The sequence below is a fragment of the Sphingobacterium sp. InxBP1 genome (assembly GCF_026191775.1).
Taxonomy (GTDB): Bacteria; Bacteroidota; Bacteroidia; order Sphingobacteriales; family Sphingobacteriaceae; genus Sphingobacterium; species Sphingobacterium thalpophilum.
Genome location: NZ_JAINDX010000049.1, coordinates 392,191 through 415,886 on the forward strand (window position 1 = coordinate 392,191; position 23,696 = coordinate 415,886).

Here is a 23,696-nt window from a genome sequence, read left to right on the forward strand (position 1 = left end):
CGGACCAGTAGTCCATATTCTTCAATAAACCAAATGATGCTGACAAGTCTATTTTTTTTAATATCAAACATTCTCTATATTTACTACCATACAATTGCCTCGTGAAAAGCAAAGAAGAAATGTCGGATGAAGAGCTTTTTGTCATGTTTCAACATGGCGACCAGGGAGCGTTTTCAATACTATATGGCCGTCACTGGGCAAATTTGATTAAAAAAGCTTTACACAAACTTTCGGATCAAGTCGCTGCAGAAGAAGTAGTACAGAATGTTTTTGTTAATCTATGGAAGTGGAAGGAGAATATCGTCTTAAAGGGCGAACTAAAATATTACCTATATACCATATTGAGAAATGAAATATTTCGATATATGGAAGATCGTCTTAGACAATCAAACAATATTTCTATCGATGAAATTGCATCTCGAAAATTTGTTTCTATGGATAGCGATGGACATGAACGAATTGAATATGTTGAGCTTCAGCACAAAATTAAGCAAATCGTAAGTGGGCTTCCAGACAAATGTCGATTAATTTTTCAGATGAGCCGCGATGATGGGATGACTGCTAAGCAGATCGCTAATCAACTTAATATTTCTCATCGTACAGTGGAAACTCAAATTAGCAAGGCAATCCGTGTACTTAAAGATGCAATCCGGAAGCTAAGTACATTGTTATATTCCTAACAATAAATCAATTTGTGAGCAGTTTACGTGTTATGTAAAAAAAAGGAAAAATATTTTTTTTGCGTACGTAGCTCAACAAGTTATTGACTCTATAGTAATAAACAACTTAACAGCTGGCATTACTGATGGAGCATATCCCCGAAAATATTAAATTTTTAATTCTGAAACATCAAAAGGGGTCACTAACTGACCAAGAAAGTGTAATCCTGGATAACTGGTATAATGAGGAGCTTCCAGATGAGCTTTATTGGTACGGCGATACAGAAACTCAATTAAAAAGTCGAATAGAGACAAATGTGAGGTTCCGTCTCGCATTGGAAGGTAGGAAAGTATCATCAGGCTGGCCATTCCTATCCAAAACTCTGATAGCTTCCTTCGCAGCCGTTGTTTTACTTTGTTTTGCTATATGGATTTATTCCCTGCAGGGAAAGAGTGATCTGATCGCGCCGATTTCCGTACAGTCAAAAAACAATGAAATAACTAAGGTAATTTTGCCGGACCAAACAATCGTATGGTTAAAAGGTAACAGTAAGTTAAATTATCCCCAACAGTTTAGCGGCAAGAGTCGAGCAGTGGAGTTGGTAGGGGAAGCTCTATTTGAAGTAACAAAGGATAAATCAAAACCATTTGTGATTCATGCAGGAGATTATACCACTCGGGTCCTCGGAACGAGCTTTAACCTCAAAGTCGTTCCCGAAAATGGTTTGTTGAATCTGGATGTGTTGACCGGAAAAGTTGAGGTCATAAAAAAAGGTTCCGGTTTAACCTTAGAAAAGAAATATACGGTAGCAGCTAATGAAAGTCTGTACACGACCAATGCCACTTCCGAGCTGCCGACGAAAGTTATGAGTGATCATGACAAAGAGACCTTGGCGCGGGGAACACAATACGATATGAATTTCGTTTCTACTCCTATGGAGGAAATAATGAAACGATTTGAACGAAAATTCGATGTCACTTTTATAGGTTATACGGGTGAATATAGTTCATGTAAAGTGACCGCTAACCTGACAGACCAATCGCTTGAAACCTCATTGAAAATAATCGGTATGTCTATAAATGCAGATTATAAAATTAATAAAAAAGAGATCAGATTAACAGGAGGAGGCTGTTTTTAATGAAATAAACACTAACCAAAAAATGTATAGAAAACAAACCTGAGTATTAGGATATGCGGAGATGCGGCTACATCCCCGCAAATACCTTAATTCAATTAATTTCAATCAACAAAATTAACCTATCAAATGTATAAAAAAAATTTGACACAGGAATGCTATGTTTTATCGAAACATAAGAAACGATTCCTTTTGCTTCTAATCTTTCTCTGTATCATCCCTTTCTCCTATGGGCAGGTTTTAAGAGAGCAGATCAATATCAAGTTCAACAATCTAACCCTCGAGAAAGCTTTAAAGGCTATTGAGAGCAGAACCAAAGTCCGTTTTGTCTTTAATGATAGTCACATAAAGTCCAGCATGAAGGCGGATGGCGTGTTCAATGGCACCTTAGAAAACGTTATCAATCAATTGTTGAGCCCTTATAAACTTGGATTTGATTTTATTGACAATCAATACGTTATATTACAGCATGTTAGGGGGAATAAAATTGTTACCACAGAATTACCCGTAGGAGTCAATCAAAGCGGTTTTGTACAGAGTGGCGTCGTCACAGATGAAAAAGGAAAACCTTTAGCAGGTGTAGTCGTTTCTGTACCGAAAGCTGGAAATGTTGTTCAGACAGATGAAAGCGGCCAGTTTATGATCGGTATAATTGATGACCCCTACACATTAGAATTTCGTTATCTGGGCTACAAGACGTCCCATGAAAAAAGTGCGCGAAATAGAGTTCTTCGAGTGTCTCTAGTTCCCGATCAGTCCAGCTTGGATGAAGTTGTTGTCATTGGTTACGGCACTACTACGCGGAGAAATAATACAGGATCCACCGTGACGATTAAATCAGAGGACATACTGAACACGCCATCAGCAAACTTCTTGAATGCTCTTCAGGGACGGGCTTCTGGCGTTCAGATCGTTCAGAGTAATGGTCTTCCCGGTAGTCCGATGAAAATTACAATCAGGGGTCAAAATTCGCTGATTACGTCGGGGAGTACAATTGACCGCAATGCACCCTTAGTTGTTGTCGATGGTGTTCCCTATTTGACAGACGCCGTTAACGGTACTGTAGGAACGGGTCTGAATGGCGCCAATGCCCCTTTAGGTGGTGCAAGTCCACTTAATTTGATCAATCCTATGGATATCGAAAGCGTAGATATCTTAAAGGATGCAGATGCGACAGCAATCTATGGTTCTCGTGCCGCAAATGGTGTTCTAATGATCACGACCAAAAAAGGAAAAGCTGGTCGCACACAGGTCGAAGGACTCTTTAGGCACGGGGTTGCAAAAGTAAGTCACTTTGTATCTACGCTTAATACGGATCAGTATTTGGCCATGCGAAGGACAGCTTTCAAAAATGCCGCAAGTCAATATACAACGCCTGAATTGGCCAATGCTTTTGACTTGACGAAATGGGATCAGACTGCCTATACCGACTTTCAAAAGCTGCTCATAGGTAACACTGCGCAGTCTTCCGATGCGAATCTTTCTTTAAGCGGTGGCGATCAACGGACAAATTTTAGAATAAGTGGAACCTTTCACAAGGAAGGTAATGTTTTTATTGGAGATCAGGGTTACGATCGATCAGCCGTTAATTTTAACCTTCAACATAAATCTGCCAATGAACGTTTTAACGTAGGCCTTTCGGCGATCTATGCTGCTGACAATAACGATGTATCTGTCTTGGACCAGACCTCGATCGCTTACAATTTACCGCCCAATTATCCTTTATACAACTCAGATGGAAGCCTTTATTGGAGCGGTATCAATTATGGTGTGCCAGCCAATCCATTAGGACAGCTTAACCAGCTTGTAAGCAACAAAGGCAGTAACCTGATTGCTAATCTAAATCTAAGTTACAGGATATGGAAAGGGTTGAGTTTCAAGAGTAATTTTGGCTATGGCAAGTCCGATATGGACCAAAAACGGCTAACGCCCAAGACGGCCATGGATCCGGGGCTGGCTACGAGTCTATCCAATAGTTTATTCGCCTACAACGTCAATAATACGTACTCCATTGAGCCACAATTGGATTACACGACCGATATTTCTAAAGGTAAGCTTTCCGCAATGGTAGGGTCGACATGGCAGCACAGTGTTTCCAAACAGCCATCTTACATTAGTGCGAGCGACTTCTCTTCGGACGAATTTCTAGAAAATATTGGGAGTGCCAAAACGGTGAGTATTTCCAGAAGCAGCAGCGAATATAAATATTCTTCTATTTTTGGCCGTTTAAATTATAATTGGGAGGGAAAATACATCCTGAATGGAAGCTTCCGTCGCGATGGCTCGTCAAGGTTTGCTCAGAATGCACGTTTCGGAAACTTTGGATCCATTGGTGCAGCCTGGATTATTTCCGAGGAGAGGTTTTTAAAGTCGGTTCCACTAGTAAGCTTTGCTAAGCTTCGTTCAAGTTATGGGTGGGTAGGAAATGATAAAATTGCCGATTATGGTTATTTTGATTCTTACAGGTCCAATTCATATGTCTACAATGGTATTCCAAGTTTAGTTCCCACACGTTTGGCAAATAACCTCTTCCGTTGGGAAAGCACAGCAAAGTTTGAGGCAGCACTGGAATTAGGTTTACTCGATGATCGCATTTCGCTTATTACAGCCTTTTATAGAAATCGTTCCGGAAATCAACTTGTTAGCCAGAAAGTGAGCTCTCAAACTGGATGGGACAGCTATCAGGCCAATTTTCCAGCGGTTGTTGAAAATAAAGGGTGGGAATTCACTTTAAGCACAAAGAATATCCAGCAAAAGGATCTCCGTTGGCGTACCGATTTCAATATTTCACTTAATAGAAATAAACTAATTGAATTTCCCGGCATAAGATCATCTGCCTACGCTTCGACATTGGTAGTGGGGCACCCGATGAATCCACTGTATGCCTATGAATACACAGGATTTGATCAAGCAACGGGACTTCCGAGCTTTAAAGACTTTAATGGTGACGGAAAGATTAGTACGGGTTTAGTGGATTATGAATTAGGAGACCGTTATTTGGCCGGTACTACATTACCAAAGTATTTTGGGGGTATAACTAATACGATAAATTATAAAAATTTTACTTTGGACTTTCTGTTTCAGTTTGTCAAACAGAAGGGTCGGGGCATTCTTTCTGCATCATGGAGCCCGCCTGGGTACGGTATGACAAACTTTGCCGCTGAACCTTTGCTCGATTATATCAATCAAGGAAAGTCGGAGCAGTTGCAGGTGGCAGCGGATTTTACTGATGCATATACAGCATGGTCCAATTATACTTATTCCAGTGCGCAAATTGTCGATGCTTCATTCATTCGGTTGAAAAACGTGAGTCTATCTTATGATATAAAGGGAGCATTGGTCGAGCGCCTGAAATTTAGGAATCTACGCTTACAGGTACAGGCTCATAATCTATTCACCATTACAGATTATTTGGGTTTTGATCCAGAGTCTCAGGGATTATCTTTGCCACCGCTCCGGACAGTCGTTGGAACTTTACAATTCACATTCTAAGCTATTTGACATGAAATTTAAATCAAAACTATATATCGGTGCCCTTTTTGCAGCAATTACCCTAAGCAGTTGCGAAAAGCTCATTGAAATTGATGACCCGATAAATGAATTGCCCTCTGAAGTTATTTTTAAATCAGAAACAACCGCCAAGTCGGCACTGGCGGGTGCATATTCATCCATGACTTCTTCGAGTGCTTTCAATCAGAATATTACACAGTTTAATGGAATGTCTGCCGGAGAGATCGATTTTGTCGGTTCTACAACTTTTCAGGATTTTATGCAAAATACGTATGATCCTGTTGTCACCACCAGGATAAACAATGTGTGGGCAGATACCTATAACGTGATTTACCGTTTTAATAGCATTATTGACGGTCTTTTAAACAATAATGCTATTTCAGCGCCGGTTGCGCAGCAGATGATTGGTGAAGCCAGGGTTATGCGTGCATTTTGTTATTTTCATTTGGTAAATATGTTTGGTGAGGTCCCTTTGGTAACGATAACCGACGTAAATAAAACCAGTACATTGCCACGTGTTGCCGTGCCAGAAATCTATAACTGGTTAGCTTCAGAGTTAGAAGAAGCTAAAGATCTTGTCAGTGATACTTATCCAGGCACAGTAGGAACGACCAGTAGAGCGCAGGTGAATAGGTCGGCCGCAAAAGCGCTGCTTGCCCGCGTTTACCTCTTTCAGAAAAACTATCAAAAGGCAGAACAATATGCAACGGAAGTTATAAACAAAACCGATTTGTATACTTTGTTGCCTAAGTCTGATTTAGGAAAAGTCTTTTTAAAAGACTCAAAAGAGGCTATTCTTCAACTTGGTCCCGCCGTAATGAATACAAATGGCTATACAGTCGAAGGATCAACCTTTTTGCCGACTCCAACGTCTACAGTAGCTAATTATGAACTTACGCAAAATCTTTTGGCAGCCTTCGAGAGCAATGATGCACGCCGCGCTGCTTGGATAAAAGAAAGTAATTATTTGGGCAAAAGAACTTTTCAACCTTTTAAATATCAAAATTATAACCAGACCGTAGCACTATCCTCAGGCCGTACCGAAGTGCCAATGCTTCTACGTTTGTCCGAACAATATCTGATTCGTGCCGAGGCACGTTCACAGCTCAATAATAGCACGGGAGCACGTGAGGATCTTAATGTTATTCGTCATCGAGCTGGTTTGCAGGATTTGTCCTCAAATATCAATCTGGATGAAGCTATCTTGAAGGAGCGACAAACCGAATATTTTTGTGAGCTCGGAGATCGCTGGTATAGCATCAAAAGGATGGGCAAGGTAGATGTGATCATGCAGGAGTTGAGACCTTCTTTCTGGAAATCTTATGCGCAGCTTTATCCAATACCACAGCCTGCGCGGGATACCAATCCATTTCTGACCCAAAATGATGGTTATAGATAACATTAACTGATTTCAAGACATTTTGTGGGAACGTAAGTCATGTTCCCACTACTTCTAAATTTTTATATAAATGGATAATACAATCGTAAAAATATCACATTTATGGCATCGCTATGGATCTGCTTGGGCCATTCAGGATATTGATTTTGAGATTAACGAGTTTGGCGTGCTAGGTCTTTTGGGTTCTAATGGTGCTGGGAAATCCACGACCATGAATATTATGTGTGGCGTATTGAATCAGGTAAAAGGAGAGGTTACCGTTGGTGGTCATGATATTCGAAAAAATCCCATCGAAGCAAAGCGCTTAATTGGATTTTTGCCTCAAAATGCACCTCTCTATCTCGATTTAACAGTATATGAATACCTAACACAGTGTGCCCATTTAAGACTTATTCCAAAAAAAGAAATTGAAAAAGCTGTTGATCGTGCTATGGCAAAGTGTGGGGTCAGTCATTTTCGAAACCGATTGATTTCCAATCTCTCAGGAGGCTACAAACAGCGCGTTGGTATAGCTCAGGCGATTATTCATGAGCCAAAGCTTGTGGTACTGGATGAACCAACCAACGGACTAGACCCCAATCAAATTTTAGAGGTACGCAAACTGATTAAAGAGATCGGTGAAGAAAAATCCGTGATTTTCTCTTCACATATTCTATCTGAGGTGCAAGCTACCTGTGAACAGGTCAAGATGATTGAAAATGGAGTGATGGTATTCGAAGATAGCATGGATGCATTCAACAACTACATTGAGCCGGATAGTATAATTATGCGGATGGAAAATCCACCGCTTCCAGCACTCCTGGAGTCTATCGTTGGTGTGACTCAGGTGGAGGTGCTGTCTGCTAAGCAGTTCCGTGTCAGATTTGAAGATGTCCCAGATATTAGTGAGCGCCTTATTGAAGCAAGTGTCTCTTCGGGATGGCGGCTTCAGGAGCTTACCTTAGAGAAAAGCTCCTTGGATCAGATTTTCGCCCAATTATCAAATAAAACTTCCAACAAGAAAATATGAAAACGACATTAAGAATTGCAAAGATAGAATTAAGCCAGCTTTTTTATTCTCCAGTAGCCTGGATTGTGCTCATCGTTCTTATTGTACAATCTGGGTGGCAATATCATTCCATGTTGGAGCGTATATACCAGGCTAATGAGATGGGACAGGGAATCCCGGGCGTAACGAGCCGAATATTTGCGGGATTTAGATCCCTGTTTCCTCAGATGCAGGAGTATCTTTATCTGTATATACCATTGCTGACCATGGGATTGATTAGCCGGGAGACCAATAGCGGATCTATAAAACTATTGTATTCCTCCCCGATCAAGGTCAGTGAAATTATATTGGGTAAATATTTAGCCATCATGGGTTACTGTCTCCTCCTGATTTCTGTGTTATTGGGCCTTGGGGTACTCACTTTATTTACAGTCAAAAATGCCGAATTTTCATTGGTGTTGAGTGGGATAATTGGACTTTATATGCTGATATGTGCCTATGCGGCAATAGGGTTATTTATGTCTAGTCTAACAACATATCAGGTCGTAGCCGCCATTAGTACGTTGGTCGTACTTGCCGCATTGAATTTTATTGGCGGACTGTGGCAGGATATCGCATTTGTCCGTGACATCACTTATTTTCTCTCTATGTCGGGGCGTGTGGAAGAGTCGATCAATGGTCTGTTGAGCAGCAGTGATATTTTTTATTTTATCATCGTAATCGTCCTGTTTCTGGGGCTGACATATTTAAAACTTCAATTCGAGCGTGAAACCTTATCGAAAGCCAGCAAAGCAATCCGATATATGGGTTTTATAGCGACGATGCTTATTATCGGATATGTCAGTGCTCTTCCTCAATTCATCCTATATAAGGATATGACCGCGAATAAAGGCCGTACACTCACCGCTGCCAGTCAAAAAATAATAACACAATTTCAAGAGCCGGTCCAAATTACGACCTATGTCAATCTTTTGGATGATAACTACCATTCGGGCGTTCCATCTGGACATAACAGCGATAAGAAACGTTTTGATATGTATCTGCGTTACATGCCCTATCTAAAAATGGACTATGTATACTATTGGGATCATGTAGCAAACGACCGTATCTATAAAGAAAATCCTGGACTCAATGACGAGCAGATCGCGCGCAAGATGGCCAAGATAAACAAGTTGCCATTTGATATGTTTCTCACCCCAAAACAGATCAGGGAAAAGATCGATCTTAGCACTGAGCGAAATCGTTTTTTGAGAGTGTTGACGTATAAAAATAAGTCTGCATACCTTCGCGTATACGATGACCTATTTAAGCATCCTAATGAGAAGGAGATATCTGCCGCATTCAAGCGTCTATTGGTAGATGCGCCAGTTGTTGGATTTGTGGGTGGTCACAATGAAAGAAGCATTGAAAGGTCAGGAGATCGCGATTATCAGGTTGCCACTACTGAGATTGCATTTAGATATGCGCTGGTCAACCAAGGGTTTGATGTAAGATCGGTCGAATTAAAACAGCCCCTTGCCCCCAAAAGTGTCGATATCCTGGTCATTGCCGACCCAATGGTGGCTTTCAGTACGTCCGAACTTCAACATCTGCAGCAATTTATCGAGCACGGTGGAAATATGATGATTTTGGGCGAGGCTGAGAACAGAGATTATATCAATCCAATACTAGGTCTTTTAAATATTGAAATGGACAATGGAATGCTCGTTCAACAGAGTAAAAACTATGACCGCGATTTTATACTTGCAAATGTATCCAAAGCCAATTGGTTAAATACAGTTGGAAAAAGCAACTTTCTAGGCCAAGATAGCGTATTGATTTCCATGCCTTCCGCAGTTTCATTGACTGTCTTGCCTAATTCTCCATTTGAAGCGAAGCCTTTGCTGGTGACTCAGGCAGCAAATACCTGGCTGCAAGGCAGCCTTAAGTTTGATAGAACTCAAGTTTTGGCGGACCCTAGAAATGATGTGGAAAAGAAATCGTTCCCGATCGCAATGACTTTGATTCGTGAAGTAAAAAACAAGCAACAGCGCATACTGGTTGTTGGGGACGCAGATTTTATCAATAATGCTGAACTCATTAGACAGTCACCGCGTACAAGTAATTTTTCCGTTATGACTGATTTATTCAGATGGTTCAGTAACGATCAATTTCCAATCAATACCAATAGACCCGAGCCGACTGACGTTGTGAACGTTACTGCAAGGCAGCTTAACTATATCAAATGGGGCTGGTTGGTTTTATTGCCAATCGGTATTGCAGGAGCTGTTGCGACTTTCCTGATAAGAAGAAAAAGAAGATAATCTATCGGCAATTTTCAGTTCATATAGTCAACTGAAAATTGCCGATAAACAAGGAATAGCCATTTTTAAAAAGGCAGTAAAATTATGAATATAAAAAAAATATTAATAGGCGTTTGTGTTTATTGGGTCAGTTTGAATTTTACCCTCGGTCAGAATCTCCCATTAGACACAACAGTTCGTGAAGGAATTTTGTCCAATGGTTTTCGCTACATAATAAAGGCAAATCGATTTCCAGAAAACCGCGCAGTATTATATCTTGCCAATAAAGTAGGATCGATTCTCGAAGAGGACTCCGAACGTGGTTTAGCCCATTTTATGGAGCACATGAATTTTAAAGGTACGACTCATTTTCCCAAAAATGCTTTAATTGATTATTTAGAGATGGCTGGGGTTAAGTTTGGCGCAGATCTCAATGCCTATACATCATATGATGAAACAGTGTATCAACTTCCATTACCAACGGATGATCGAGAACTTTGGAGAAATGGCATGCAGATTATGCGTGACTGGGCTGCCGAAGCTACACTGGATCGCGATGAATTTGAAAAAGAACGTGGTGTCATCTTAGAGGAGAAGAGATTACAACAGACAGCTGCTGGTCGCATGCGGGAAAAGTATATGCCTACCTTATACAATTATTCGAGATATGCAGATAGATTACCCATAGGGCTTGATGATGTTATTGAACATGCAGATATTTCCCTAATTAGAGATTTCTATAAAAGATGGTACCGTCCCGATTTGCAAGCGCTCATTGTAGTAGGCGATATTGATGTGGACCAGGTTGAATCACAGATTATTAACCTTTTTTCTGATTTAAAAGCTGAAAAAAAAGGGTATGAACGCAAAAAATATACTATCCCTTTAATAGACAGCACCCGATTTGTAGAAAGTAAGGATAAGGAGTTTTCCAATATCAATATAGATATTGTTTTTAAACGAAAAGCTACTAAAGTGATTGATAAGGCGAGTTTCAAAGCCGCCTTAGTGGCCGATCTTGCCAATAGTTTAATGGCTTCGCGTATCCAGGAGATAATGCGTCAGGGAAGTAAATCTTTCACCGGATTGAGCATGGGGGCATCGGCGTTCATAGCAGACTTAACTTCATTCAATGTTCGTGTCTCTCTATCTCCTGATAAAATCCAAGAAGGCTTTATTGCAGCTTGGACTGAGGTAGAGCGTATTAATCGTCATGGTTTTACTATAGAAGAAATGAAGGACGTCAAGGAGAGATTGGCTGCAAGAATCAATATGCAGGAAAAAGAAAAAAATAAAATTTCTTCGAGCAGTCTCGTGGAGGATTATTTGAATTATTTTCTCAATGGTGACACTTATTTATCAATTGATCAAAAAATCAAATTGACTAGGGAAGCTTTGGGTCAGGTAGAGGTAGCCGATATCAATCGATACATCAGCAATTATTTGGCTGAAAAGGATCAAGTGATCATTGTTTTAGGGACAGATAAAGCAGGATTTGAACTTCCGGATAAGTCAGCTATCACAAGTTGGTTACGCGGCGTATCCGAGGCAGAGATAAAACCCTATCAACAAGACAGAAAGGATGTTCAATTATTTGATAAAATGCCACAATCGGGTAAGATCGCTCAAGAACAAAATGTACCTGCATTAGCGTTGTATCACTGGAAACTTTCCAATGGAGTAAAGGTTTACGCGAAACCAACTACATTTAAAAATGATGAAATCCTTTTCACTGCGTTCAGTCCCGGAGGAAGTTCACTGTATTCTGATAACGATTATTATTCGAGTGCTAATGCCGTAGCTTTCGTTGTCAACAGTGGGTTAGGAAAAATGAATTCTTCGCAACTGAGCCAATTTTTAAATGCAAAAGCTGTTCAAGTAATGCCCTATATCAGTGAGCGGGAAGAAGGAATCAATGGGGCGAGTATAGGAAAAGATCTGGACACGGGCCTTGGCTTGTTACATCTTTATATGACCGATTCAAATTTGGATACAGCACGTTTTCGTGTTATCATGGAGAGATCCACAGAAGCTCTAAAAAATAGAGTTGATGATCCGAAACGCGCATTTGCTGATACATTAGGAAATATCCTAGGAAATTATCATTTCCGCCGACAACCGACCTCTTTGTCCACTTTAGAACAGATAAAAGTTGACCGAATACATCCAATTTTTAAAGAGCGGTTTTCCAATGCAGCAGACTTTACATTTGTTTTTGTTGGAAATTTTAATTTAGATTCTTTGAAGTTATTGACTGAAAAATATCTTGGGTCTCTTTCTTCAAGCAAAGCAACTGAAAAAGCAAAAGACTTAGGAATTCGTGTACCAGAAGGAAGTATAAGACGAGATTTAAAGATTGGAAAGGGAGACAAGGGAATTGTTCAGTTGGTTTACAGTGGAAAATATAGTTTCAATGAACAGAATAATCAGTATCTGGATGCTTTAAAGGCTTGTATTGACTTTCGACTGATGAAACGTTTACGTAAACAAGAAAGTGGCGTTTATTCGCCAATGGTACAATTGACGAAAACAAAACAACCATTCGGATTCTATGCTATCGTTATTAACTTCGAATGTGATCCTAATCGCAAAGATGCTCTTATTAAGGCGGTTGAGGAGGAGCTTTTAAAAATTAAAACGGACGGTTTGGTCCAAGAGGAATTGGATAAATTTATTGCAGAAGAGAGCCGTAGTTACGAATTGAGCTCTAAAACCAATCAGTTTTGGCTCAGCTATCTGAAAGGGCAATTGAATAATCACGAGCCCATGCAGTCGGTATTAACTTATCCGGAGCGATTAAAAAAGCAAAAATTAGGAGATTTGAATGACGCTGTGGATAAACTGTTGAACCTGAATAACAAGATTATTGTGACGCTAAGTCCTGAAGAAAAATAAAAAAAGGTTTACCATTCTCCGGTAATATTATGTAATAGTTAGTTTAAAAGACTGCCTCGCCAGAGCGCAGTCTTTTTTCCATATAACACCCTCAATCTCAAGGAAGATGGGAACCTATCGCAATCGGAGGTCAATATTAGCCACTTCTTTTTTATTTGATGGTTATTTGATCATTTGGGAAATCAGGGCTTGGAGATCCTAAATATCCATCAGATTTTAATATTGTATTTACCCCAATGGTATTTACAGGTTAACATCGACTATTTTTTTATCAGATTAGGGATATTATAAAGGACCATATTGATGAGACAATATATAAATCATTTTTGCTCTGATTGCGACTTCTATCTTTTTGAGTTCAGCGGATACCAGCTTACGCAGCTCTCTGTCTCGTCCTGAAAAAACTTTACAATCAAAACAATTCATGTTAAATGCCATGCCGAGGGTTGCACCTGCCTTAAATACATGTAAATTCTTGGGATTATCAATTAACGGATAAAGTCTGCTATATCCCAGCTTTTGTTTGGGCATCCTGACAGACCTAAAAATTTAGGGGAGTGGAGGATATGGTCAATTACAACTTTAAAAATCCTGCCAACGGTCTTCAGGATTGTACGGTGCTCTATTAGGTTCGATCTCTTTCCACGACTTATACCTAAAATTGGTGCTTATCGCAATGTAATAGGTCCATCGCCAGAAACAAAATGGATTTATGCGATATAGCCTAAATAGTTCTCTGTTTTCAGGCGCGGGATTCTTTTCCTGATTAAAGAAATCCATTACTGTTGGAGTAAGATTTCCGTTTTTAAACCCTATATTATCTGCAATAGTACATGAAGTATTGTTGTTTGAATATCTGAAATACTCATTCCCGTCGAATAGGATCATAAAATTTGTATTAATAAACGGAAGATTCGTAATTACGATCGCTGCAAGTAAACCTATACAAGACCATTTCAATATTTTTTTCATCTTATACTAATTACAGTTAGTACTAACCGGAGGTTTTCCACCTACATTCGATATATTCGTATTGCCACTGATTCTGAGATTGTCCAATGTGTTGTAAAGCCCCGCCGGAGTCGTAAAACCAATATTGCTATTAGGCACATTTAACTTATTGCTCCCACTTGCGACGCGTTAAAGACATCTATCGCAAAATCCGTGCAATTATAATCGTTTAAGTCATTGTTCAAAACAACTAAATCGAGCTTTTCTCATCGAAGTAAAAGCCAAGAGATCCAGGGTTTTAACGAGATGAGGCAAAAGAATGTAAGTAACTAGGGAAAGAGATTCCGCTAGTTACTAGCTACTACTTTCCTTAAGCAGATGTTTTATCTTTCTTTATATAAAGAATATAGAAAAATATAGAGCCTGAAATGATATATGGTATAAGTGGTGAAAAATCAGCAAATTTCAATTGATTTGTGTCTCTGTAGATACGAGTTATATCATTCACCCCTAAACCTAAAAAAAACAGGCACACTACAAAAGCGATAAAGATTACTTTTTTATTTATTTTGAACATATCATTATAATTTATCTACAAGCTTCTCCCCATTGAGCACTTGCATATATAAAACCCGCAGCACCAATTCCAGCTCCCACCACAGAAGCTCCACTAGCAGCTAATCCAACAAAAGCCAAAGCAAGGCCAACAGATGCTCCAGCACAGGATGATAAAAAGCTTTTTGCTAATTTGTTATTTGATGCAGATTTAACAAATATATTTTTCTCTTTTAAAGATAAAAATTCTGGATGAACTTCTGCAGTGTAAGTTAATGCTAAAAATACACTTTCGTATTTACTGTATATTCCGTTCTCTTTGAAAATACCACTGTATTTATCAAGTGTTTGTTGTGGGGCGGCAGCAGAATAATAAAGTTCATTGGAAAGATTAATAAATAATTCTTTTTCCTTCTCGCCTATCACACCATTTTGAGATAGGATATTGATAATATCAGTAGTATTTGTTTGTGTCGATATTTCTTCTAAAAGCTTCATCCTATCTTGTTTTATAGATGATGAAATATTTTCATTCACTTGTATGGCAAGGCTTATTGTAGATAAATTGTTGCTTTTACTTTTTAAGGCTATGATGTTTTGAATATTTGAACTCATCGAAGTCCTCAAATCGCTAGATAATTCAACTTTGCTACCCTCGTCATTTAAAACATTAGGGTGTTTACTACAAGATGTTGAATACATCAAAACAGCACATAAAAGTGCTATAGAAATTGTTTTTCTCATAAAAAAAATAATTAGTATTGTTTGAATAGCAACTATTTAGGCTAGCGATAGCTGCTGTATGAAGATAGTATTATTTTTTTTTAAAAATTAAGTGTAGTTTAAAAGATGGCTTTTCGTTACAAGGAAGATCAAGGTTTCGGCTATTTATTTTAGCTTATAAAGATTTGTATTGATTTTGACTGGACTCTTCGATGATTCTATCACTTTTGATTTTTGAAGCTCTGAAGAAAGAGTTGTAAGCTTCATATGTGGGTAGTATTTCCTAATAATCTTTTTAATTTGTTTAAGTTCGACGCCCTCTGAATCTTTAAAGTCTTCGTCAATTGCTAAGATGTGCTCGATAATAAATGCAATTGAAGGAGTATCATTCAATATCTTGCTATATTCGAGGTTTTTGTAATGTTTTTTTTGAAGGATTTGACGTAAGTTATCTGGTGGGGTGAGAAGAGTGGAAGACATCTTGATATAGTCTACCCCAAAGAAAGCACTAGCTTTTTTTACTAGCTCAACGTTAAATGTATAATTTTCTCGCGCTCGTATATATTTTATCCAGCGATCCGAGACTCCAAGAATATTGGCGAAATCCTCAATTGTAATTCCACTTTTCTCTAAATAGTTTAGAATATTCTCTTTTGCAATTTGAGCGTCGTATACCTTCATATACACAAAAGAATTTTTTAAATGAATTATAAAAGTGAAAATGATTTCTTTTTTATAATTCATTTTATTATATTTGTGGTATCATTATCAGATAAGTTGATCTAGTGATATATTGAGTATTAGACTTAAGAGCTTCGGCTGCAAATTCCGACAATTGCAACGGACGAAGAGGTAGGTTTAATGCCCAAGTGGATATTTTGTGTACCTTTGGTATACTTAAACTTCTTGGGCTCCTACTGTAAATCCGTTCCGTTTGGCCGTCGGAAGCCTGCAGCGCGGTAGGTAGGAGCCTTTTATAGACGCTTTTTATCGCCAATGAAGCTCACTTTTATAAATTCCAAACAGAGTGGGTTATGAAACAAAAACAAGCGAACTACAAAAACATTATTAAATCCCCCGAGTAGCTCGGCGCGATTCAGCCAGCAATGAACTGGTCACATCAGCTATGGAATTCGAGGCACCCAATTATTTACCTAGTGATTCTCATTCAAAAGAATTCTAGCTCCCCAATTAATCAATTTTATTACACATGGCTTATGGCCTGAAAAAGTAGCTGATTCAGTCGGACTGGAATAGCTATGCCTTAAGCTCACCATTAAAGCCTTAAGAATGAAATCTAATTACGCCAACCTAGTCCTCCTGGATTTGGTGATTTATGAAACCCATCGATCAGGATATAATCCTGTTAAGAATGTTCAAGACTTTTGGGACAGGTATCCCCTAAGTACAATTCAAGACTATATCGTTGCACTACAGCCCGACACGGTTGATAACGAAAAAATGAGAGATAATCCGCAATTGACTGAATTTTCCGTCGAACTTCTCCGCACATTGATAGCTTATCTTATGATCCATATGACTCAATTGGATCTCGGTAAGGTATCTATTTCACTAGAGGTAAACAAAGAAGCCATAGATACTTCTAAAGCAATCTCGGATTTCTTTAATAGAGTTTCCTCTCACAATACCAATTCCTAAAATGATGAAAAAATTAAACCTACAGTCCAATAATAGCGCACTGCTATATATTCAAATACTTAAGATCACCGTACTTGTGATCTTTTACGTACTAGTTTCTATGTTTAGTTTATCAGCCCAGACGCCCCGCAAGGACAGCGGGGCCGATGGGCTTCATCCCAGTGAATTGCGAATGGGAGACTTTGTGCCCGAAGATTTTTGGAATCGACAGCACTTATTTTATCAAAATGGTGATACCATCAGACGGGATCTTAGTGCCTACAAAGGCAAACATGTTATTTTGGACTTTTGGAGCTTAGACTGCGGCGCCTGTATCGCTAGTCTACCGCATATGGAAACGTTGCAGGTGGAATTCGCTGATACCCTTGTTATCCTTCCTGTAAATAGTCAACGCAAACGCAATAGTTACGAGCGTTTTCTGAACTTTTTCAAACACGGCACCCGCGCCATGCCCAAGCCCTTGAAACTACCCAATATTATCTATGATACTTACTTTGATCAGCTGTTTCCTATTAAAATACTGCCTCATTACGTATGGATTAAGCCGAGCGGAATGGTGAAGGCCTTCATATCTACCGATTTTGTCAATAGGGAACAAATAGCAACAATCGTCGAAAGGGAAGGAGCTGCGCAATGAGAAACGTAATCATGCTGTATATGCTGAGTGTTTTGGCATCTGTTGCTATAGCACAAGAGAGAGTTAAATTTATCATACAGGATAGCCTGACCGATAAACCGATCCCATATGTGAATATTAATAATGGCAAGCAGCAAAATATAGGGCATACGGACAACGCCGGGATCGCGTGGATCCCTATGGAAGTGATTAATGATAATCTACAGTTTTCTCGTCTAGGCTATCAGCCTTATATTTTGCGATTGAAAGTCGTGGTAGGTAGAAAAGAAGTGATGATCAGCATGTCCCCTTTGGTCAATACCATAAGCGAAGTGCAGGTGAATACGGGCTATCAGCTCTTGCCAAAAGAAAGGAGCACAGGTGCGTTTTCTGTGGTTACAAATAAACAGCTCCAAGAGCGTATTTCACCAACTATCTTGGATAGGCTCGAAGGAATCGCTCCCGGATTGCAATTTGATAAACGGTCGGGATCTACCATCATGAATATCCGTGGCATTAATAGCTTCGGCTCTGGGGGCATCGCACCGTTGATCATTGTGGATAACTTTCCGTATACTGGTGATTTGAACAATATTAACCCTAACGACGTCGAATCAGTAAACCTGCTCAAGGATGCTGCTGCGACCTCAATATGGGGTGCAAGAGCTGGTAACGGGGTATTGGTGATTAATATGAAAAAGCCCAAGGAACGAAAAGAACTTAGTTTTACTGCTACTACAACCTTTACTGACAAACCTGATCTGATGTATTTGCAGGAAATGTCTAGTAAAGATTTTATTTCGGCTGAGCGCTTTTTGTATGAAAAAGGTTTCTATAAGCCTTATCTCACAAGTACAAATGCAAGGTTGTTTGTGATGTCCCCTGTGGTAACCTTGTTGGATCAGGTGGACAAAAAATTGATTACGACAGAAGAGGCTGAAGCGAAGATCCGGTCTTTTGAAGGCCTGGATTATCGGCGTGATTATGATAAGTATCTCTATCGAACTGCACTCAATCAGCAGTATAACCTAAGTACGGGGGCAAATTTGGGAGCTCTAGGGTACCGTATCTCATTGGGCTACGACCGTAGCAAGGGGAATACTGTCGGCGAAAAATCGGATCGTCTTACAGTAGCTTCCTCTGTCAAATATGAACCTAATCGGCTAATTCGGCTAGAATTAAATAGTAGGTACAGCAACAGTAGCCGTAAAGCGAGCCTTGGTGTTCCAAATTACCCGCTCAATGTAGGCGGAGGGAAGTCATCATTGTATCCTTACGCACAACTGGCGGACAAAAATGGCAATCCATTGATTATACCTTATCAATACAACTCCGAGTTTGTGGATACAGCTGGCCGGGGAAATTTACTCGATTGGCATTATGCACCTCTCTCGGATATCGATAAAAGCAGAAGTAATATGGCTAACCGTTATTTATCATTTTCTCCCACCGTACAGGTACGGCCATTTGATGGTCTCACCTTATCGTTGATGTACAATTATGAACATCAGGATACTCGGATCTTTGGCGAATATGACGAAGCTTCTTTTTATGTACGCAATATGGTCAACCGTTATACACAGATCGTTAATGGGGTACCGAAATATAACCTGCCCAAAGGGGCTATTGCCAATGTAAGTAACAATACCTTGACCAGCCATAAATTTAGAATTCAGGGTACTGTGGACAAAACTATCGCTGTCGAACATCAGATCAATGCTTTACTTGGAATGGAGCTTACAAACAACACAATATCTGGTGAATCCCGACGTCTGTATGGGTATGACGGTATCCGATTGACGCAGTCCCCAATAGATTACCTGACCAGATTTCCGATTTATGCTGGCTTAGCGAGCGCATCCACCATACCTTTTACAGATGGTTTTTCAAAAGGTCTGAACCGTTTCATATCCACTTATATGAATGTTGGATATACTTACAAAGGCCGGTATATGCTGTCCTTTTCTGCGCGTAGGGATGCGTCCAACTACTTTGGTGTAAATACCAACAACAGATGGAAGCCACTTTGGTCCGCTGGATTAGCATGGAATATGAAGCAGGAAAAATGGTTGAGGGAAAACGGACAGCTAAATACACTTAAACTGAGAATGACTTATGGTCATAGCGGGAATTCGGCTGGACAAGTGTTCACAGATGTCATCCTACAGTACTCTACTGCCCCTGATACCTATTATGGAAAACAGTATGCCCGTATTATATCACCCCCCAATACAAATTTAAAATGGGAGGATGTGGCACAGCTGAATATAGGTCTGGACTTTGGCTTTTTTAGGAACAGGCTGTCGGGTTCGATAGACGTATTCAAAAAACATACGACAGATTTAATATCAGTCGATCCAATAGATCCCACCGTTGGATTTGCATCCATCAATAGGAACGTAGCTTCCATAAAAGGAAGAGGCGTAGATCTGCAATTGAATGCGTTGATCATAAATAAACCTTTCAGATGGAATAGCAATTTATTTATATCGTATACAAAAGATAAAGTCGATAAATTCAACGGCAATAAACTCCTGGGGCTCAACTATGCATCAGCTGGAGGTAAGTCCATTTCTCCAATAGTGGGGTATGTCATGTATCCGGTATTTTCTTATCGTTTTGAAGGATTAGATCCTGTTAATGGAAATCCATTAGGTTATACCATGGATGGCCCAAGTGATAACTATACACAATTGCTCAAGGACTCTGTGGAGCAGCTGGTCTACCATGGATCGGGCTTACCATTGGGGCATGGGGCTTGGACTAATTCCCTTTCTTGGAAGGGATTCGAGTTTTCGTGGACAGTCGCGTTTAAGTTTTCTTCCTATTTTATGAAGCCCACAATCCGTTACATGGACTTGATGAACTATTGGACGACCCATGCGGACTATAGCAAACGTTGGCAAAAGCCCGGTGATGAATTGGCCACGACCGTACCTTCTTTCATGTATCCGGGCAATCAGAACCGGGATAATTTCTATTCCTATTCGTCGGCCAATGTGGAGAAAGGGGATCTTTTGCGGCTGCAGAATGTACGGTTAGGTTATACAGTACAGAGCGGCAGATTACTGGAGCGCCTGCGGCTTACAAGAGCTACGCTTTACTTATCCGCAAACAATCTAGGGCTGCTATGGTCAGCGACAAAGTCGGGCTATGATCCTGATTTCACGGGTTTACCCAGCGCGAGGACAATTAATTGTGGTGTTAACCTTCAATTTTAAGATGATGAAAAGAAATAAAAACTATTTACTTGGTCTTGCGCTGATGACAGTGCTTGCAACGACAATATTGGCCTGTAATAAATTTTTGGAAGCTGTTCCGGATACTTCCAAAGTTATTCCCAGCACATTGGAGGATCTGGATGCGATGCTTTGGGATGGATATGGATTAAACGGTGGTGCCAGCGGACTGATCGAAATGGGAACGGACGACTATTATTTAAAACAATCTGTATTTGACGGGTTGGGAATATTTAGCCAGCAGCTGTATACATGGGAAAAGGGATTGGAAATCACCAATTCCAATATCAACCAGCACTGGGGATCTACATATAAGCGGGTGCTGACAGCTAATGTTGTTTTGGACAAATTAGGCTCAATCGACATATCGGATCAGAACAAAGCGAACCGGTTGAAAGGAGAAGCCCTGTTTATCCGTAGTCTCGCATTTTTCCAATTTTCACAATTATTTATGGATACATATGACCCCAAGACAGCTAACGATGGGCTTGGGATACCCTTAAAGCTCAGCTCGGATATCAATGAGAAGGTGTATCGCTCCACAGTTGGTCAGACTTATCAACGGATAATTGATGATCTCATGCTGGCAAAAGATCTATTGTCGCCGTTGGTCGAATATAAAACAAGACCCACTTTGCCTGCAGTAGAAGGTCTTCTGGCTAAGGTTTACCTGCTTATGGGAGATTTTGGAATGGCTGAAAAATGGGCAAGTAGTTCTTTGGAGCACTATTCTTATTTGAGCGATTATAATAAGCTGGATGCAAATGTAGCCCAACCGTTTAAGACATTGAGCGATGAGATAGTTTATTTTGCCTATACAGGGGCAACTGATATGTTGATCTCTTATACGACAAATGTGGATAGTACCTTAGTGAAACAATATGGGCCAGATGATCTGCGAAGGGCTTTTTTCTTTGAATTTGATGCTGAGGGAGCTGCCACTTTTAGAGGATGGTATTCCGGTATAAATAATTGCCCGTTTTTGGGGATCAATACCGCTGAAAACTATCTAACAAAAGCGGAGTGCCTAGCCCGTAAAGGGCTTTACAACGAGGCCAAAAATGAGCTAAAAACGTTATTGAAAAACAGATTTAAAGACGGAAAAGTGGGATTTATCGATGATATTGGCAACGATGATTTGTTGGGATATATTCTTAAAGAAAGAAGAAAAGAACTCATTTTTAGAGGGACACGGTGGAGCGATCTGAGACGGTTGAATAGGGAGAGACGCTATACAACGACGCTTTATCGCAGTTTGACTGTGAACGGGAAAAACCAACTGATCAGTCTGGCACCAAATGATAAACGATATATTTACCCTATCCCTTTGCCTGTAGTCGAGTTGAGCGGAATTGCTCAAAATGAGCGATAAATAATGAAAAATGAAAAGACCAGAAAATAAAATCTGGTCTTTTTTAATTTAGGGGATTTGAGAAAGGAGAATATCAGCAACTATTCACCACTAATATTCTCTGAAAGCAGTAACTGTTTCATTTTCTGTGTGGCTGTTTGCGATTGCAGCTTCGATTCTATCAGCGACGGTTTCGCTACCTGACACGACTTCATCCATTTTTGGATGTCCTGGATTTAAAGGATCTTCCGGTGCATTGATGGAACAGATCGTTTGTGGTACGCCACATGATTTTGTAGGATGCGGTGTGCTTGAGTAGAGATTAGGATCCACAATATTACTGGGGCTGTCGCTTCCTTGGAAATACCATGTCTCGTTTTCGAGTTTGATCGATGGAGCTATTTCCACGTTTGGTTTTTTGTTCATCACTGCAGCTACTGCAATCGTACCGAATGCAATTAGTGCCAAGATTAAAGTGAAGAGTGATGACTTCACTGAAAAAATATGTTTCATCATAACTAAAGTGTTTTGATTATTATGCTAAATTACTGCAATACTGTGCTTAGCGTTAGGCAGAAACCGATCTCCGTATAGGTAGAAAATTTGGTGGGCTAGGAGAGAGGGGCTTTAGGATCTGGAATTGATGTACCGATGTTGCCGTCACTTAATTGCTGCCGCTTAAAGCCTAACGCAGTAAGACCGGTCTCATTTTTAATAAAGGTGGCCAGTTCATTGATACTGCTAAACCCGCATTCTTCGGCTGTAATGGCTAGTTTTTCGTGACCGGCTATTACGGAGGCGATATACGCCAGCAACAAATTGTTGCGGTAGCGTTGAAAGGTGCAGCCATAATGTTCTTTATGCTCCCTGGTGATACGGTCTCTTGAGACTAGGAGCACACTGGCAATATCCGACAGCCGTGCTTTGGCCCCCTTATGGAAAATAGTAATCTGCAAGAGATCGCGTGCTTGCTCGACCAACTGTTCCTTGGGCTGATCTTCCAATAGCTTAAACCGGCTCAGTTGGATCAGAAAAATCAGGTGCTTGAGCAGCATGTGCTCATTGTCGAGGATATTGGGATTGATCTTACTGAAAAGCAGCTGAAGCTGATCTTTGGTGATATCACCGACCCGAAAGGTAATGCTCTTGTCCGACAGGGGGGATCGCTCCTTTTTCGCCTTGACCAGATGCTGTAGAAAATTGAAATGCCGATTGGCTGGTGGCCTGAATAGACCGGCATCCAGAATAAACCCCACTAAGATATGATGGCCTTTAGGTATGGTAATCGTGTATTCGCCTTTGGCCAGATAGAGATAGCTGCCTCTTCCCTCGACAAAGTCTATTGTGAACTTTTGTTGGGCATGCTGCTGACATAAGGGCGCGGTGCTCAGCAAGGTATAGCTAAGATGGAGATCGGGTAATACGGTATATACGGGGATACGCTCCTCATGTTCCATCCAGAATTCATAATAATAGAGGTAGGCATAGCGACCATCAAAAACTTGTTCGCTGATGTAATTGCAGGACGACTCCCAATGTCGCTGCTGAGCATTCCGTATTGGATAGCTCACATGCTGCTTAGGCAAGTCAACGGACTGATAATCCTGTGGTAAATTAAAGTCATAACTTCTTTCCATGATAAAACAGATTTAGGAATATGGCTTTCTTTTAACTGATTGATTTACTGATTGTAAATGTTTTTCGTCTGAGATTCTACAAAAAACTATTTTTTT

General features: G+C 40.1%; 16 protein-coding genes. 11 read left to right on the forward strand and 5 right to left on the reverse strand.

Features of this window, described 5'->3' with window-relative positions; genetic code table 11:
- The first annotated feature begins 101 nt into the window (after positions 1–101).
- From K7A41_RS21720 to K7A41_RS21750, 7 genes are all read left to right on the forward strand, one after another.
- Positions 102–680, forward strand: coding sequence for an RNA polymerase sigma factor (locus K7A41_RS21720; RefSeq protein WP_265715519.1), 579 nt, complete (start codon positions 102–104; stop codon positions 678–680).
- A 125-nt stretch (positions 681–805) separates the two neighbouring features.
- The gene (locus tag K7A41_RS21725; RefSeq protein WP_265715520.1) at positions 806–1,798 is read left to right on the forward strand and encodes a FecR family protein; all 993 of its coding nucleotides are present in this window, start codon (positions 806–808) and stop codon (positions 1,796–1,798) included.
- A 189-nt stretch (positions 1,799–1,987) separates the two neighbouring features.
- Positions 1,988–5,287: a SusC/RagA family TonB-linked outer membrane protein gene (locus K7A41_RS21730; RefSeq protein ID WP_265715521.1), complete on the forward strand. Its 3,300-nt coding sequence runs from the start codon at positions 1,988–1,990 to the stop codon at positions 5,285–5,287.
- A gap of 10 nt (positions 5,288–5,297) precedes the next feature.
- Positions 5,298–6,704: a RagB/SusD family nutrient uptake outer membrane protein gene (locus tag K7A41_RS21735; protein ID WP_265715522.1), complete on the forward strand. Its 1,407-nt coding sequence runs from the start codon at positions 5,298–5,300 to the stop codon at positions 6,702–6,704.
- A 70-nt stretch (positions 6,705–6,774) separates the two neighbouring features.
- Positions 6,775–7,713, forward strand: coding sequence for an ABC transporter ATP-binding protein (locus K7A41_RS21740; protein WP_265715523.1), 939 nt, complete (start codon positions 6,775–6,777; stop codon positions 7,711–7,713).
- Entirely contained in the window at positions 7,710–9,995 is a 2,286-nt protein-coding gene (locus K7A41_RS21745; RefSeq protein WP_265715524.1) for a Gldg family protein, read from the forward strand. The genes K7A41_RS21740 and K7A41_RS21745 overlap by 4 nt, the downstream gene beginning before the upstream one ends.
- Before the next feature lie 84 nt (positions 9,996–10,079).
- Positions 10,080–12,869, forward strand: a complete 2,790-nt coding sequence (locus K7A41_RS21750; protein ID WP_265715525.1) for a M16 family metallopeptidase — start codon at positions 10,080–10,082, stop codon at positions 12,867–12,869.
- 582 nt (positions 12,870–13,451) lie between these two features.
- Here K7A41_RS21750 and K7A41_RS21755 read toward each other — a convergent pair.
- From K7A41_RS21755 to K7A41_RS21765, 3 genes are all read right to left on the reverse strand, one after another.
- Positions 13,452–13,841, reverse strand: a complete 390-nt coding sequence (locus K7A41_RS21755) for a hypothetical protein (protein WP_265715526.1) — start codon at positions 13,839–13,841, stop codon at positions 13,452–13,454.
- Positions 13,842–14,408: 567 nt separating this feature from the next.
- Positions 14,409–15,119, reverse strand: a complete 711-nt coding sequence (locus tag K7A41_RS21760) for a hypothetical protein (RefSeq protein ID WP_265715527.1) — start codon at positions 15,117–15,119, stop codon at positions 14,409–14,411.
- 144 nt (positions 15,120–15,263) lie between these two features.
- On the reverse strand, positions 15,264–15,842 hold the full coding sequence (locus K7A41_RS21765) for a helix-turn-helix domain-containing protein (protein WP_265715528.1): 579 nt from the start codon (positions 15,840–15,842) through the stop codon (positions 15,264–15,266).
- Between the two features lie 546 nt (positions 15,843–16,388).
- On the opposite strand from K7A41_RS21765, the gene K7A41_RS21770 reads away from it, so the two are divergent.
- The 4 genes from K7A41_RS21770 to K7A41_RS21785 are packed head-to-tail and all read left to right on the forward strand — an operon-like array spanning position 16,389 to position 21,984.
- Complete coding sequence (locus tag K7A41_RS21770; RefSeq protein WP_265715529.1) at positions 16,389–16,757, forward strand: hypothetical protein; 369 nt, start codon at positions 16,389–16,391, stop codon at positions 16,755–16,757.
- A gap of 1 nt (position 16,758) precedes the next feature.
- Positions 16,759–17,394 carry a TlpA family protein disulfide reductase gene (locus tag K7A41_RS21775; protein ID WP_265715531.1) on the forward strand — a complete coding sequence of 212 codons (636 nt, stop codon included), beginning with the start codon at positions 16,759–16,761 and terminating at the stop codon, positions 17,392–17,394.
- Entirely contained in the window at positions 17,391–20,594 is a 3,204-nt protein-coding gene (locus K7A41_RS21780) for a SusC/RagA family TonB-linked outer membrane protein (protein WP_265715533.1), read from the forward strand. Before K7A41_RS21775 ends, K7A41_RS21780 begins: the two co-directional genes overlap by 4 nt.
- Position 20,595: 1 nt before the next feature.
- A complete protein-coding gene (locus tag K7A41_RS21785) occupies positions 20,596–21,984 on the forward strand; it encodes a RagB/SusD family nutrient uptake outer membrane protein (RefSeq protein ID WP_265715534.1) in 1,389 nt (462 codons plus the stop codon).
- Between the two features lie 90 nt (positions 21,985–22,074).
- Here K7A41_RS21785 and K7A41_RS21790 read toward each other — a convergent pair whose 3' ends face one another.
- Entirely contained in the window at positions 22,075–22,479 is a 405-nt protein-coding gene (locus tag K7A41_RS21790; protein WP_265715535.1) for a hypothetical protein, read from the reverse strand.
- Positions 22,480–22,574: 95 nt separating this feature from the next.
- Complete coding sequence (locus K7A41_RS21795; RefSeq protein ID WP_265715536.1) at positions 22,575–23,600, reverse strand: helix-turn-helix domain-containing protein; 1,026 nt, start codon at positions 23,598–23,600, stop codon at positions 22,575–22,577.
- Positions 23,601–23,696: the final 96 nt, after the last annotated feature.

What these genes read in the sequence shown, in the direction of transcription:
- K7A41_RS21725 (WP_265715520.1), top strand. Translation starts at nt 806, where the DNA reads ATGGAGCATATCCCCGAAAATATTAAATTTTTAATTCTGAAACATCAA.
- K7A41_RS21735 (WP_265715522.1), top strand. Translation starts at nt 5,298, where the DNA reads ATGAAATTTAAATCAAAACTATATATCGGTGCCCTTTTTGCAGCAATT.
- K7A41_RS21740 (WP_265715523.1), top strand. Translation starts at nt 6,775, where the DNA reads ATGGATAATACAATCGTAAAAATATCACATTTATGGCATCGCTATGGA.
- K7A41_RS21745 (WP_265715524.1), top strand. Translation starts at nt 7,710, where the DNA reads ATGAAAACGACATTAAGAATTGCAAAGATAGAATTAAGCCAGCTTTTT.
- K7A41_RS21750 (WP_265715525.1), top strand. Translation starts at nt 10,080, where the DNA reads ATGAATATAAAAAAAATATTAATAGGCGTTTGTGTTTATTGGGTCAGT.
- K7A41_RS21755 (WP_265715526.1), bottom strand. Translation starts at nt 13,841, where the DNA reads ATGAAAAAAATATTGAAATGGTCTTGTATAGGTTTACTTGCAGCGATC.
- K7A41_RS21760 (WP_265715527.1), bottom strand. Translation starts at nt 15,119, where the DNA reads ATGAGAAAAACAATTTCTATAGCACTTTTATGTGCTGTTTTGATGTAT.
- K7A41_RS21765 (WP_265715528.1), bottom strand. Translation starts at nt 15,842, where the DNA reads ATGAATTATAAAAAAGAAATCATTTTCACTTTTATAATTCATTTAAAA.
- K7A41_RS21770 (WP_265715529.1), top strand. Translation starts at nt 16,389, where the DNA reads ATGAAATCTAATTACGCCAACCTAGTCCTCCTGGATTTGGTGATTTAT.
- K7A41_RS21775 (WP_265715531.1), top strand. Translation starts at nt 16,759, where the DNA reads ATGATGAAAAAATTAAACCTACAGTCCAATAATAGCGCACTGCTATAT.
- K7A41_RS21780 (WP_265715533.1), top strand. Translation starts at nt 17,391, where the DNA reads ATGAGAAACGTAATCATGCTGTATATGCTGAGTGTTTTGGCATCTGTT.
- K7A41_RS21785 (WP_265715534.1), top strand. Translation starts at nt 20,596, where the DNA reads ATGATGAAAAGAAATAAAAACTATTTACTTGGTCTTGCGCTGATGACA.
- K7A41_RS21790 (WP_265715535.1), bottom strand. Translation starts at nt 22,479, where the DNA reads ATGATGAAACATATTTTTTCAGTGAAGTCATCACTCTTCACTTTAATC.
- K7A41_RS21795 (WP_265715536.1), bottom strand. Translation starts at nt 23,600, where the DNA reads ATGGAAAGAAGTTATGACTTTAATTTACCACAGGATTATCAGTCCGTT.